15 protein-coding genes are annotated in these 13,189 nt (G+C 33.1%); 1 reads left to right on the forward strand and 14 read right to left on the reverse strand.

Annotation, left to right across the window (positions count from 1 at the left end):
- Position 1: 1 nt before the first annotated feature.
- Positions 2-916, reverse strand: a complete 915-nt coding sequence (locus BUA89_RS18335; protein WP_072961894.1) for a glycosyltransferase family protein — start codon at positions 914-916, stop codon at positions 2-4.
- Positions 917-1,011: 95 nt separating this feature from the next.
- Here BUA89_RS18335 and BUA89_RS18340 point away from each other — a divergent pair, with 95 nt between their 5' ends.
- The gene (locus BUA89_RS18340) at positions 1,012-1,356 is read left to right on the forward strand and encodes a phosphomannose isomerase type II C-terminal cupin domain (RefSeq protein ID WP_072961898.1); all 345 of its coding nucleotides are present in this window, start codon (positions 1,012-1,014) and stop codon (positions 1,354-1,356) included.
- Between the two features lie 4 nt (positions 1,357-1,360).
- Here the strand turns inward: BUA89_RS18340 and BUA89_RS18345 are convergent, their stop codons facing one another.
- The 13 genes from BUA89_RS18345 to accB all read right to left on the reverse strand — a co-directional run bounded on the left by BUA89_RS18345 (position 1,361) and on the right by accB (position 13,131).
- Positions 1,361-2,266, reverse strand: coding sequence for a glycosyltransferase family 2 protein (locus tag BUA89_RS18345; RefSeq protein WP_072961900.1), 906 nt, complete (start codon positions 2,264-2,266; stop codon positions 1,361-1,363).
- A gap of 9 nt (positions 2,267-2,275) precedes the next feature.
- Positions 2,276-3,376: a DegT/DnrJ/EryC1/StrS family aminotransferase gene (locus BUA89_RS18350; protein WP_072961904.1), complete on the reverse strand. Its 1,101-nt coding sequence runs from the start codon at positions 3,374-3,376 to the stop codon at positions 2,276-2,278.
- Positions 3,369-3,944: a hypothetical protein gene (locus BUA89_RS22990; protein WP_143152394.1), complete on the reverse strand. Its 576-nt coding sequence runs from the start codon at positions 3,942-3,944 to the stop codon at positions 3,369-3,371. The genes BUA89_RS18350 and BUA89_RS22990 overlap by 8 nt, the downstream gene beginning before the upstream one ends.
- A 942-nt stretch (positions 3,945-4,886) precedes the next feature.
- Positions 4,887-5,333, reverse strand: coding sequence for an acyltransferase (locus BUA89_RS18360; protein WP_178362473.1), 447 nt, complete (start codon positions 5,331-5,333; stop codon positions 4,887-4,889).
- The gene (locus BUA89_RS18365) at positions 5,330-6,544 is read right to left on the reverse strand and encodes a glycosyltransferase family 61 protein (RefSeq protein WP_072961914.1); all 1,215 of its coding nucleotides are present in this window, start codon (positions 6,542-6,544) and stop codon (positions 5,330-5,332) included. Before BUA89_RS18365 ends, BUA89_RS18360 begins: the two co-directional genes overlap by 4 nt.
- Entirely contained in the window at positions 6,541-6,945 is a 405-nt protein-coding gene (locus BUA89_RS18370) for a sugar 3,4-ketoisomerase (protein WP_072961918.1), read from the reverse strand. The genes BUA89_RS18365 and BUA89_RS18370 overlap by 4 nt, the downstream gene beginning before the upstream one ends.
- Before the next feature lie 59 nt (positions 6,946-7,004).
- Positions 7,005-7,787: a glycosyltransferase family 2 protein gene (locus tag BUA89_RS18375; RefSeq protein ID WP_083531738.1), complete on the reverse strand. Its 783-nt coding sequence runs from the start codon at positions 7,785-7,787 to the stop codon at positions 7,005-7,007.
- 2 nt (positions 7,788-7,789) lie between these two features.
- Positions 7,790-8,587, reverse strand: coding sequence for a glycosyltransferase family 2 protein (locus BUA89_RS18380; RefSeq protein ID WP_072961922.1), 798 nt, complete (start codon positions 8,585-8,587; stop codon positions 7,790-7,792).
- 7 nt (positions 8,588-8,594) lie between these two features.
- Positions 8,595-9,839 (reverse strand): ornithine--oxo-acid transaminase, encoded by a 1,245-nt coding sequence (gene rocD / locus BUA89_RS18385; RefSeq protein ID WP_072961926.1) that lies wholly within the window; start codon positions 9,837-9,839, stop codon positions 8,595-8,597.
- Between the two features lie 186 nt (positions 9,840-10,025).
- Positions 10,026-10,544, reverse strand: coding sequence for a hypothetical protein (locus BUA89_RS18390; RefSeq protein ID WP_072961929.1), 519 nt, complete (start codon positions 10,542-10,544; stop codon positions 10,026-10,028).
- Positions 10,545-10,560: 16 nt separating this feature from the next.
- A complete protein-coding gene (locus BUA89_RS18395; RefSeq protein ID WP_072961932.1) occupies positions 10,561-11,070 on the reverse strand; it encodes a hypothetical protein in 510 nt (169 codons plus the stop codon).
- A gap of 124 nt (positions 11,071-11,194) precedes the next feature.
- Entirely contained in the window at positions 11,195-12,550 is a 1,356-nt protein-coding gene (gene accC / locus BUA89_RS18400; RefSeq protein WP_072961936.1) for an acetyl-CoA carboxylase biotin carboxylase subunit, read from the reverse strand.
- Between the two features lie 98 nt (positions 12,551-12,648).
- Entirely contained in the window at positions 12,649-13,131 is a 483-nt protein-coding gene (accB, locus tag BUA89_RS18405) for an acetyl-CoA carboxylase biotin carboxyl carrier protein (RefSeq protein ID WP_072961939.1), read from the reverse strand.
- Between the last annotated feature and the right edge of the window lie 58 nt (positions 13,132-13,189).

Genomic DNA, 13,189 nt, shown 5'->3' on the forward strand with positions numbered 1-13,189 from the left:
ATTATGACTTGTTTTTTACAAGAATATAATTTTTGTATTCTCCGAATCTAATTTTTAATAAATCTTCAATAGGTTGTAGATATTTATCTTTCTTTTTCCAAATTGCCTGAGATTTATCATGGTTAAATATGTAGCTGTATTCTGATATTTTCTTAAACATTACGGCAGGGTGGGATCCTTCGAACTTAGTAACTCGATCTATTGTATGGTAGTTGTAGGCAACCTTTGGTTGTTCTTCCAATATTTCTTTACTTTCACCATAATAATAGATAAAATTATTAATTTTTAGGGTCATATTTTCTGAAGATCTTACACCGTTATAGTGATATATTGGTGCATTCAAGTAAGCAACTTTTAGTTTGGTACCTTTTTCGGTTCCGTTATCGTAATTTGATATGGATTTATATTTACGAAACCCTTGTGAATCTCGATACGCTCTGATATTAGGATTGTATTTGAATATTCTGATTTCATGTCGGTGAACTCTTCTGCTATTTCTTATGTTATTATAATCTCCCCAAAAATGTAAAAATGGCTGTAGAAATCCTTCTATAGAAGGGTTGTTGTCTGCTTTTTTTATACTGTCGAGAATAAGATTGTAGTCTTTTTCGTGTAGAACTTCATCTGCCTGAATGTGTATTACCCAATCCGTATCAGATGATATACCAATAAATGCAATGTTAGCCTGTAGAGCAAATATTTTCCCTGCTTTAGTAGATTTCTCGTCCCAAATAGTATCAATTATTTTTATTTTAGGATTTTGCAAATTGACAATAGCTTCTCTGGTACCATCAGTAGAATCCCCTACAGCAACAATCAATTCATCACATAAAGGTAAAACGGACTGCAAAGATTCTATAAAAGGAACTCCATAAGAAAAACCATTTCTCACGTAGCTAAATGCACTTATTTTCATTGTAAATAATTTTCTGCAAATTTCTATAATTAATTTTAAAAAAAAGTTTTTCTTATGAGATTATTATTATTTTTGTTGGAAATAATGATTATAATATGCTTGAAATTGGCGAAAGACCTTGGGGAAAATATTTTGTATTAGCTGATGAACCTCATTATAAACTTAAAAGAATCGAAGTAAATCCTGGCCAAAAATTATCCTATCAATATCATCATAAAAGACAGGAGCAGTGGACAATCATCGAAGGTGATGCCACGATAATTTTAGATGATGAAGAAATAAAATTATCTTATGGTGAAAGTATTTTCATCCCACTGGGAGCTAAGCATAGAATCATGAATCTTTCAGAAAAACCAGTGGTATTTATAGAGGTACAAACCGGAACTTACTTTGGTGAGGATGATATTGTAAGGCTGGATGATGATTATAATCGTAACTGAGGATTTATTTCAGGAATAAGAGTTTGAAAAATAGTATTGGCTGTGTGTATTTTGCTTTATATTTTTCTCTTTTCCATTCTTTGGTTATTTTTCTTTTCTCTTTTTCAGATTTTGCCAAGGATAATTTTACTCCATATTTATGTTTAAGAAGATTTACGGTGTATTTCTTCTTAAGCTTATTATCCGCATTAATATACTCAATATATTTTTTTGTGATTTTCTGGAAGGCATCCTCCATCAGTACCCAATTTGTAGAAAGACTGTTTGATAATATTCTGTAATAAAATAACTTTTTGTCTATAAAACCAATTCGGTAACCTAAAGAAGTCAGTCTGAGATTCATATCCCAATCTTCGGCATGAATATTTTCATCAAAAGGATATTCTTTTAATAGATCTTTTTTTACGAAAACACCCACATTTATAGGAATATTTTGTGTGACATTTTCATGAAAGAAATTAGGAATACTATTGATAATTTTTTCTTTGGTTTTCAGGCTATAGGCATCAATGAGCCGATCTTCATTTTGTAAATACTTGTACCCATCCGATAAAGCAAAATCCACATTCTTTTCCTGAATAAATTTTACTTTCTCTTCAATGCTATTGTCTGTATACCAATCGTCACCGGAAAGAATCGATATATAGTCACCCGAAGCATGGCTTACTAATATATTGAGGTTTTTTGCTACACCAAAGCGTTCTGTATTTTCAATTGCCGTAAACGGAATGTTGGATTTAGTAAGTGCCGCTTTTCCTAGCTCAAAAGTTTTGTCATCCGATTTATTATCTAAAAAAATAATTTCTATATTGTTGTAGGTCTGTGATATCACAGACCTACATGCTTGTTCTATAAATTTTTCATGATTCATGGTGATAATTAATACACTTACAAGCGGAGAATTGGCCATGAAAATAATTTAAAATTGATTAATAACAGTAATTACATGAGCGATCTCCTCGTCAGTCATCACTTGGCTAATGGGTAAGCTGATGACTTCTTCAGAAAGTCGTTCTGTAATTGGTAGCTGAAGTTCACTGTATTCCGTATAGCATTGTTGTTGATGAGGTGGAATAGGGTAATGTATAAGAGATTGAATATTATTTTTGCTTAAAAACTCTTGCAGCTCATTTCTTCTTTTTGTACGAATAACAAATAAGTGCCATACATGAGATTCAGGAAGTCCTTCTACATTTGGCAGAATGATGTCAGAGTTTTTAATTTGTGAAATATATTGCTCGGCAACTTTTCTTCTCTTAGCATTATCTGTATCAAGATATTTTAGTTTCACATCTAATACGGCAGCCTGAATTTCATCAAGCCTAGAATTTAAGCCTTTGTAGGTATTGATATACTTTTGGCTTGACCCATAATTGGCGATTGCACGAATAATATTTGCCAGTTCTGTATCATTAGTTGAAACGGCACCACCATCACCTAAAGCGCCTAAATTCTTACCGGGATAAAAACTAAATCCTGCGGCATCACCTAAAGCACCTGTTTTTATATTTTCATATTCCGCTCCTATTGCCTGGGCATTGTCCTCAATAATTTTTAGCTTATGTTGCTCTGCAATTTCTCTAAGTCTATTGCTAAAAGCTACCTGTCCATAAAGGTGAACAGTCATAATAGCTTTTGTTTTATCAGAAATTGCGTCTTCTATTTTATCAAAATCCAAATTGTGCGTCTGAGGATCTGGCTCTACAAAAACAGGAACCAATTTGTTGTCTGTGATAGCAAGAATGGATGCAATATAAGTGTTCGCAGGCACAATAATCTCATCACCCTCCTTAAAATAGCCTAATTCTAAATATCCTCTAATGATTAACCTAAGTGCATCTAAACCATTAGCAACTCCGATTATATGTTTTACACCGATATATTTTGAAAGATTTTCTTCAAAATTTTTGGTTTGCTCACCCAAAAGGTACCATCCGCTTTGGAAGGTTTTCAATATGTTTTCTTCAATTTCTACTTGGTTAAGTAGATTTATTTTTTGAAGATCAAGAAACTTAATCATATACCTTATATAAAAAATAATAGTAATTATTATCGAATTTTCTAATCAGCTCCGGAGATTTATCTTTTAATTTAAAATGCTTATATATTTTATCTTCGAAATCTAATTTTGGAACAAAAGTATGAGATTCTTTTGAAATAAGTATAATGTAATGAGGAGATATGTTTTTTAAATAGGCTATATAAGCAGTCCAATTTCTATTTTTCTTAGTTTGAAGTAATGTAGCATTATTCAAACCCCAGGTGTCATATAGGTAGCATTCCGAAAAATAAGCGATGGCTCCTGCATCAGAATTAATAATTTTTAGTTTTTGATTTTCCTGAATAGATCTTTGTTTTAAATATGTTCCGAGATAGACAGGGCCGTTCTTTAATCCTGCAGAATAGGTGTTTTCGTAAAAATTTTTATGATTGTTGATGAAGTTGTAATATTGATAAATTCCTATGGAACTTAAAATGTAAAGTGTTGAATCTGTGATTTTGTGGGCTGTAATTTTTACCTTTTCATCCTGTAGAAAATAAACGAAATAGATAAATAAGGGATACTGATAACGTCCGAAAAAATTCATGACCTCATCGATGAAAAATGAATAGTAAACAATAAAAAAAAATAAAGGTAAATAAAAAAAGAATTTTGTTTTATAATTCTTTAGACAGTAAAAAAATATTGGAGAAAATATGGCGATCATGATAATAAAGTTTCGGATTCTTACAGCCGAAAATTCCTGCGTATTTTTTAAAAGAAGGGGAAGTGGAATCAAAAAATCGTAAAAAAACCATAGATATAATATATAGGTGAATATTGAAGAAAGAACAATCAAAAGACGCCAGAAGAAATACTTCGAAAACAGTTTTGTATCAAAAATGTAAAAGAATGTGATAACTATTGCTTCTGGCCTGATAAAAGGAAGTAAGAATGCCAAAAGATATGTAATGCTTTTACTGCGATGTTGTAAAAATAGTAGGAGTGTGGCTGCGAAGAGTAATGTTTCTAAACCATGAGAAACATTCAGTGCAGACCAATAACTGTAAAATACAGAAAATAATAAAATGAAAAATTTTGTAGGTAAAAATTTCTGTTTTTTAAATGAGACAAATAAAGATGTAAAAATTATCAGAGAAAATAGCAAGCTTAAAAGCTTATTCAGATAAATGGGATTTACTGATTTTAAATAGAAAAATAAACTTTCAATGAGCATCCACAACACGCTGGTCTGCCCATTTCCATGAATTGTATCTGCGGTATTGTATAGAGGCTGACCTTCGTAGAACAGATGTTTTGAATAGGTGAGCGTTATGTATGAGTCGTCTAAAAAAGTGTCCTTAAGATGGTATATGATACAAAGTAGCGGAAAGAGAGTCAATACTATATATAAAGTATTGACGCTTTTTTGTTGAAGCAAAGGACGAAAATTCATATTAGTAATGTGGCACAGATATCTTAATATATTCAATCGTTAAAAAAACAGTGTCATCCTAAGTTTTCGCAGGGATACTGTCTTTTTATTTTATTACAGTCTTTTCTTCGCAGGATTTCCAAACCACGTTTCACCTGGTGGAACATCTTTCGTAACAACGCTTCCTGCGCCCACAACTGCATTTTCGTAAATTATTATCCCGGGTAGAATAGTGGAGTTTGCTCCAATTGAAGCTCCTTTTTTTACAATAGTTTTCAATAATTTAAAATCTTTATTTTTAGAGACCGGATTTTTATCATTGGTAAATGTAACGTTCGGGCCTATAAAAACATTATCCTCTATTGTAGTTCCATCCCAAATTTGAACACCAGGTTTGATTGTCACATGATCTCCTATTGTTACATCATTTTCGATAAAAACATTGAAATTAATATTACAATCTTTGCCTATAGTGGCACGCTTTAGGACAACACAAAATTGCCAAATCATTGTACCTTCACCAATGTTGGTTGTTTGTACATCTGAGGTAGGGTGTATCATAGTTTTAATAATTGAATAAGGTGTTCTTCAAATATTTTAGGATCTAAAATATAATTTTCATGAAAGTCTTCACTTTTGCTTTGATATCTTAAATGATAGAGATCAAAATTTACAAGATTTGCTAATGTGGAAAAAACTGAAAAATCTCCCCATACTGTTCCTAGCCATATTAAACCTTTGCCGGTTGATTGTGTAAATAGAATATTGGTCCATGCAGCGCCGCTTGAGCCTATAATATAGTCTGCATTTCTCATGATGAAAATTTGCTCATGCAGGTTTAAATCTTCAAAATAGATCGGTTGAAATCCGTATGTTTTAGCAATATTTAAAAGCTCTTCTTCATTGTACTTCCTAAAGGTTGACTTTCGAGCCACAAATACTTTTGAAGTAGCTTTTACATTTACCTTTTCAACATCATAGTTTTCTAAACAAATCGTGCGGATATATTCGATAGATTCAGGCAACATCCGTGTAAAAGCTGCTTCATATTTTGTTCCATCAACTACGTTTGGAATAGTAGGATTAGGAGTGTTTATATACCATAAATTTTTGAAAGAATGATAATATCCACTGTCTAAAAATTCTACCTTATAATCTTTTAAGAAAAAATAAGCTAATGCTTTAAGATTTTCATTTTCTTTTATAGACGAATCTAAAATTACGGTCAAAGATTTTGATTCAGGAATAGATCCTAAAAATTGAGTTTTAGAAATGATATCTATTATAAAATGATAATAATTATATGTGAAAATTCCTCCAAAATAAATAGCATCAAAAGGATATTCTTTTACGTCGTAATTTCTTATTTTCGCCAGAGACGCTGAATGAAATCCTAGATTCCTATCTTCATACAAATATACTGTTCTGTTATCAGTATGTAATTTTTCGTAAAATATTTTAGTTTTATTTACTGATACAAAGAATGAAGAATCTCCTGCTACCATCACGTCTTTCATCAAAAAAAGATAGATATCCGGTGAAAACGTTTGGATATATTTTTGTTCTTCAGATATTTCTTTTGGGAGATAAGTTTTAATTTTTGAAGATGGTTTTATGAGGGTTTTTGATATACAAAAACTATCATCAATATTATCTAAAGGTATGAAATCAACAAAAAGGGCATTAGGTTTTACAAAAAGAGATTTAATAGAGTACTTTATTTTTTTCCAAAGTAGGATTCTATGTTTTTTTTTAATGTCGTGTTTACTCATTTTGTTTCGAGGAATACATTATAATCCCTGATATAATCTTTTTCATCGTACTCATTGCTTGCAATACACATTTGTACGGCATTGTGAGTATATTTCATTGTTCTCCAACACATTTTTGGAATAAAAAGTCCAACATTTGGACGCTCCAAAATGAAGCTCTTTTTCTCGCCGTTTAGCAGTTCTGTGGTTATTTCAATTTTGCCTGCCACGGCTACAAGAATCTGCTGGAGATCAAAATGAGAATGTCCCCCTCTCTCTACATCTTCAGGGGTATAATATGTCCAGTAAATTCTTTTCGGGACAAATGGTAGATTTTCTTTTTCGGCAATAGATATAAAACCTAAATCTGATTTACCAATTTTCGGGAATTCTATAATAAATGGAGTGTTATAATCTTTCATGTGATTTTTTTTATTAACTTTTCTAACGAAAATAAATATAATATGTTTCGTGCAAGTTGTTAGCTTTGTTCGTATCCATTTTCGCAAGTTGTTATTTTCATTTCAACAACTGATTGATAGATGTCAAAATTCTTATTTTCATTTTTTCTGTCACAGTATTTGTGATGGAGATGATAGCAAACTGCTTTCATTTTAAGACGACGTTGTTTTACTCCTATATTATTCAGTCTTGCCGCAAGCTCAATATCTTCATGCCCCCAACCATTCATTTCATTATTGTAACCATTGACGGCCACAAAATCATTTTTCCAAAAAGAAAAATTGCAGCCTTTTACATTACTGGATTTTAGATGATCTTTGCGGAAAATTTTTGATAATAAAGGGAATCGGGTAGCATTGATTCTATTTTTGGTATTTTTTTTTGTTTGATTCAAATCAAGAATGCCTGCTTCAAAAAGTTTTTTTGTGTTAGCCTCATTAATTAATGCCCGGCTTCCATTTAGGAAAAAACCTTTTTTTAGTTCTTCTATATGATCTTTAATAAAATGCGGACTCAAGATAATATCTCCGTCAATCTGGATAATATAATCCGCCTCAGTTCCTTTTATAGCTTTATTTAATATAATTGTTTTTCTAAAGCCATCGTCTTCATGCCAAAAATGTTTTACAGGAATTGTAAATTTTGTTATCCACTCATCTATAAGAGTTTTTGTATCCTCACTAGATCCGTCATCAGCAATGAGAATTTCATCCGGCAATACAGATTGTATTTGTACAGATTGTAAAACAAGATCCAAAGCTTCTTTCCAGTTATAAGTAGAAATCAATAAGGCGATTTTCATATTTATAGATATTGATCAATTCCATGATCGCACCAGCTTGTTCCATTCTTTTTGGTGTTATCAAAAATTATTTCGTTCTTTTTTAAATTTTCTTTGTTGTTGACAGGGTGGTGAATATGAAAAACCAAACCACCCATTTTTAAAAACCTTTTTTCCTTTCCTGCATTTAAGAGTCTTGCAACAAACTCTTTGTCCTCAGGTCCCCAACCTTTAAAATCTTCATTATAACCATTTACTTCAATTGCATCTTTTCTCCAAAATGCCATGTTACAACCATGAATTTCCCACCTTTCATCACCACTATTCTTATAATTTGTTTCAAATTTTTTCCATAAAAGAGGAATTCGGAAAGAACTGAAAAAATTGGTTATTCCTTTGGAAAAAGGATTAATATTAATGTTTTTATTATTGAGTTTTTCTTTAGATAAATCAGAGTCTATATAAATTCTGCTTGCTCTTACAAACGAATTAGGCTTAGCAAAATCTTTATGATCAGATATAAAATAAGGATGAAGAATTAAATCACCATCAATTTGTACGATATAATCCCCCTGAGCTTGTGCAATAGCCTTATTTCTAATTTTTGCAAGCTCAAATCCCTGATCTTCGTGCCATACATGTACTATCGGAATCTTAGATAATTTTTTGTAAGAATCTACTATATCCTTAGTCGAAGATTTAGAACCATCATCAGCAATTAAGATTTCAAAGGGTTGAACTTTCTGATTTAATACACTTTTCAGACATACCTCTAATGCTTCAGGCCAATTGTATGTTGAAATTAAAAGTGAAATTTTCATATAATTTTTAAAACTCTAACAATGTCTTTTCAATAATCTTAACACAATCCAACAATTGCTCTTCTGTAATCACCAAAGGTGGTGCCAATCTGATAATATTTCCGTGAGTAGGCTTGGCAAGCAATCCGTTTTCTTTTAGTTTTAAACAAAGATTCCATGCTGTAGAGCTTTCCGGGGTGTCGTTGATTAAAATAGCATTTAATAAACCTTTTCCTCTTACTTTGGTAATCAAATCAGATTTTTCGATGAGTTTTTCAATTTCACTTCTGAATAATTTTCCTAATTCCTCCGCTCTTTCAGCTAGCTTTTCTTCTTTCACAACATCTAAAGCAGCAACCGCAACCGCACAAGCAATAGGGTTTCCTCCGAAAGTAGAACCATGCTGCCCAGGCTTAATCACATTCATAATTTCATTGTTTGCCAAAACCGCCGAAACAGGATACATACCACCGGAAAGTGCTTTTCCTAAAATTAAAATATCAGGCTGAACGTCTTCATGATGACAGGCAATCAGTTTTCCGGTTCTTGCAATACCCGTCTGCACTTCATCAGCAATAAATAGAACGTTGTATTGTTTACACAGTTCGGAAGCATTTTTCAGGAAGCCTTCATTAGGAACATAAACTCCGGCTTCCCCCTGAATCGGTTCCACCAGAAATGCAGCGATATTTTCGGCTTCATTCTTTAAAACTTCTTCTAAAGCTTCAAGGTCATTGTATGGAATTTTAATAAATCCTGGAGTGAATGGTCCGTAATTCTGGTTGGCATCAGGATCGTTGGAGAAAGAAACAATCGTTGTTGTTCTTCCATGAAAGTTATTTTCGCAGACAATTATCTTTGCTGCATTTTCTGAAATCCCCTTTACTTCGTAGCTCCATTTTCTGGCTAATTTTACCGCCGTTTCTACAGCTTCGGCTCCGGAATTCATAGGTAAAACCTTATCAAACCCAAATAAAGTAGTGATCTTTTGTTCGTACTCTCCTAATTTTGAATTGTAAAATGCTCTTGATGTTAAAGCTAATTTTTTAGCCTGTTCCACTAATGCACCAACAATTTTAGGATGAGAATGTCCTTGGTTCACAGCAGAATAAGCTGAAAGGAAGTCATAATATTTCTTACCTTCCACGTCCCAAACGAAAACACCTTCTCCTTTGTCTAAAACAACCGGAAGAGGGTGGTAATTGTGTGCACCGTGCTTATCTTCAAGGTCAATAAAATATTGTGAATTTTTTACTGTTTCTACTGTTGACATATATTTTGGTTTGCTACAAAATTAAGCATTATTCACGAAATACCTAAACAGAATGTAGATACTAAGAAAAGACCATATCTGAGGGCGTTTTGAGACTGAAAATAAGAGTCTTTGAAAATATTATCGATATTAATATGGTGTTGCAGATATAATATCTTTCTGCAAAAATATTGACCAAGATAAAATTTATCGATAAAGATGATGGTCAACATAAAACTTACAATTCGGCAATATAGATTCTAAATTAATAACTTCTTCTAAAATGAGTTCACTGTCCATTTGCGAATGAGTGCTGAATTCATACCCTAAGGAAGCCACATACAATTCTTTCAAGTTTTTAAGATGATCCAATTGGTAAATATCTTTTAGGGTAATTTCTGTTCTCCAGACATCCAGATATTCCAGATCTGTTAATTGATTGAGATAGGGAAGGCTTTTGGGAGTTATTTTCGGATGTTTCATTAAGGTCAGGCTTTTCAGCTGCTGAACATTAGAAATCATGCGAACGGTTTCATCTGTAATCCTTGTTTCTTTAAAATATAGGGAATGGATGATTTTTACTCTCTCGAAAAGCGGAACAAGATATTCGTCGTCGTCTATAGAATCAATACTAGTAAATCCGGGGATTTCGTCCGGAATTTTTCTTGGGTCTTTAATTCTGGCAAAATCCCACCAGAAATTTTTCTCTTTGCCTTTCAATTTCATTTAAAGTTGTTTAAAATCAATCATACCAATACTCTTTGGTGACTTTGTATCCAGCTTTTTCAAATGCTTTCTGCAATTCATCACCCAAATGTTCATTGCGTTTTTCGATGGTTAAATAAACAAAAAACATACTTCCCTGCAATTTCTCTTCTTTTTTTTCTTCATTAAAAGTGATAAACGTTTCCGAAACTGCATTTCTTTCAGTCTCCAAGATTATTTGTAGATCTTTAGCGATTTTAAGAATTTTATTGAGTGGAACTTCCTGTTTAATGATTTGGTAGCCAGTGAAATTCGGACTTGTTTTTTTTATGGTAAAAGTGAGTTTTTTATCTTTAGTTATAGAAAACTCTTCAATAATTCTGATCGTATCTCCATTAAAGTTGGATGATTTTATCTGGTTTTTTACTTCTTTTTTAAGTTCTCTGTTTAAAATTTTTACAATTTCTTTTTCCTGTGCAAAAGCCATATTCCCAATTCCTGAAAGCAGAATTAAAAATAAAAATTGGACTAGTTTAAATTGTTTCATGGTGTGTTAGTTACTTGTCTTAAAGTTAATTAACATAATAGTGTATTGCAATACCGCAAAAGTAGTATTTACACAAAAAAACCGTCCCAAAAATGAGACGGTTTGAATTGTATTTAAAATAATCTTAGTGATTATCGTATTTTCTATCCATAACAAAATCCTCCATGAATTTCGTTGTATAGTTTCCTGCAAGATAATCTTCATTATCCATCAGTTGTCTGTGGAAAGGAATCGTTGTTTTTACTCCTTCAATGTAGAATTCTTCCAAAGCTCTTCTCATTTTTGCAATCGCTTCTTCACGCGTCTGAGCAGTCGTAATCAATTTTGCAATCATCGAGTCGTAATTAGAAGGAATTGTATATCCGGAATACACGTGAGTATCAACTCTTACCCCGTGTCCACCAGGAATGTTTAAGCCAGTGATTTTTCCCGGGGAAGGTCTGAAATCTGCGTAAGGATCTTCCGCATTGATTCTACACTCGATAGAATGCAATTTAGGATAATAATTGATTCCTGAAATCGGAGTTCCTGCAGCCAAAAGAATTTGCTCTCTGATCAAATCATAATCGATAACCTGCTCAGTGATTGGGTGCTCTACCTGAATTCTTGTGTTCATTTCCATGAAATAGAAATTTCTGTGCTTGTCTACAAGGAATTCAATCGTTCCAACTCCTTCGTATCCAATGAATTCTGCAGCTTTTACCGCAGCTTCACCCATTTTCTCACGAAGCTCATCCGTCATGAAAGGAGAAGGGGTTTCTTCTGTCAGTTTTTGATTTCTTCTCTGAACGGAACAATCTCTTTCTGAAAGGTGGCAAGCTTTACCGAATTGGTCTCCCGCAACCTGAATTTCGATGTGTCTAGGCTCTTCAATCAGTTTTTCCATGTACATCCCTCCGTTTCCGAATGCAGCCACAGCTTCCTGAATAGCAGATTCCCAGTGGTCTTTAAGGTCTTCGGCTTTCCAAACAGCTCTCATCCCTTTTCCACCACCACCTGCAGTGGCTTTGATCATTACCGGATAACCAATTTCTTCAGCCGTTTTAAGAGCAATTTCGTAAGACTCGATCAAACCGTCAGAACCCGGTACACAAGGAACTCCGGCAGCTTTCATCGTAGCTTTAGCATTGGCTTTGTCTCCCATTTTTTCAATCTGTTCAGGAGAAGCACCAATAAATTTGATACCGTTTTTCTGACAGATTCTTGAGAAGTTAGCATTTTCAGATAAGAAACCGTAACCTGGGTGAATGGCGTCTGCATTTGTAATTTCCGCAGCAGCAATAATGTTAGGAATTTTTAGATATGAGTCTTTACTCATCGCAGGACCAATACAAACAGCCTCGTCAGCAAATCTTACATGAAGGCTGTCTTTGTCGGCAGTAGAGTATACCGCAACAGTTTTGATTCCCATTTCTTTACAAGTACGTAAGATACGCATTGCAATCTCGCCACGATTGGCAATTAATATTTTTTTGAACATCTTCTTCAATTTGAAAATTAGATAATTTGAAAATTAGATAATGTTATTTTAATGTAGAATTTAATCTAACATCTAATGTCTAACATCTAACTTTTTAATTAAGATGGATCTACTAAGAATAAAGGTTGGTCGTATTCTACAGGGGTAGCGTCATCCACTAAAATTTTAACGATTTTTCCGCTTACCTCTGATTCGATCTGGTTGAATAATTTCATTGCTTCGATTACGCAAACTGTTTTACCCACAGAAACTTCGTCACCTACATTTACGAATACGTCTTTATCAGGAGATGGCTTTCTGTAGAAAGTTCCGATCATTGGAGATTTGATCGTTACATATTTGCTGTCGTCAGATGCAGCTTCAGCTTGTGCGGGTGCAGCAGCAGGAGTTGCAGCTTGTACCGGAGCAGCTGCTACTTGTTGAGGAGCAGTATGGTAAACTGCAGGCTGCGCATAAGCAACTTCGCTTCCAGCTAATGGAGTTTTAATAGTGATTTCGAAATCTTTAGTTTTGTACTTCACTTCAGAAACCTCTGCCTTAGATACAAACTTGATAAGATTTTGTATGTCTTTAATGTCCATAAATTTGATATTTGATTTTTGCCAAAGATACCAAAAAAACACAAAAAACAACAAAAAA

It is taken from the genome of Chryseobacterium arachidis (genome assembly GCF_900129245.1).
Lineage (GTDB): Bacteria > Bacteroidota > Bacteroidia > Flavobacteriales > Weeksellaceae > Chryseobacterium > Chryseobacterium arachidis.

Coding starts and splice junctions, on each gene's coding strand:
- BUA89_RS18380 (WP_072961922.1), bottom strand. CDS start 8,587: ATGAAAATTTCACTTTTAATTTCAACATACAATTGGCCTGAAGCATTA.
- BUA89_RS18390 (WP_072961929.1), bottom strand. CDS start 10,544: ATGAAATTGAAAGGCAAAGAGAAAAATTTCTGGTGGGATTTTGCCAGA.
- BUA89_RS18375 (WP_083531738.1), bottom strand. CDS start 7,787: ATGAAAATCGCCTTATTGATTTCTACTTATAACTGGAAAGAAGCTTTG.
- accC (WP_072961936.1), bottom strand. CDS start 12,550: ATGTTCAAAAAAATATTAATTGCCAATCGTGGCGAGATTGCAATGCGT.
- BUA89_RS18335 (WP_072961894.1), bottom strand. CDS start 916: ATGAAAATAAGTGCATTTAGCTACGTGAGAAATGGTTTTTCTTATGGA.
- BUA89_RS18340 (WP_072961898.1), top strand. CDS start 1,012: ATGCTTGAAATTGGCGAAAGACCTTGGGGAAAATATTTTGTATTAGCT.
- rocD (WP_072961926.1), bottom strand. CDS start 9,839: ATGTCAACAGTAGAAACAGTAAAAAATTCACAATATTTTATTGACCTT.
- BUA89_RS18370 (WP_072961918.1), bottom strand. CDS start 6,945: ATGAAAGATTATAACACTCCATTTATTATAGAATTCCCGAAAATTGGT.
- BUA89_RS18360 (WP_178362473.1), bottom strand. CDS start 5,333: ATGATACACCCTACCTCAGATGTACAAACAACCAACATTGGTGAAGGT.
- BUA89_RS22990 (WP_143152394.1), bottom strand. CDS start 3,944: ATGAATTTTTTCGGACGTTATCAGTATCCCTTATTTATCTATTTCGTT.
- BUA89_RS18365 (WP_072961914.1), bottom strand. CDS start 6,544: ATGAGTAAACACGACATTAAAAAAAAACATAGAATCCTACTTTGGAAA.
- accB (WP_072961939.1), bottom strand. CDS start 13,131: ATGGACATTAAAGACATACAAAATCTTATCAAGTTTGTATCTAAGGCA.
- BUA89_RS18395 (WP_072961932.1), bottom strand. CDS start 11,070: ATGAAACAATTTAAACTAGTCCAATTTTTATTTTTAATTCTGCTTTCA.
- BUA89_RS18350 (WP_072961904.1), bottom strand. CDS start 3,376: ATGATTAAGTTTCTTGATCTTCAAAAAATAAATCTACTTAACCAAGTA.
- BUA89_RS18345 (WP_072961900.1), bottom strand. CDS start 2,266: ATGGCCAATTCTCCGCTTGTAAGTGTATTAATTATCACCATGAATCAT.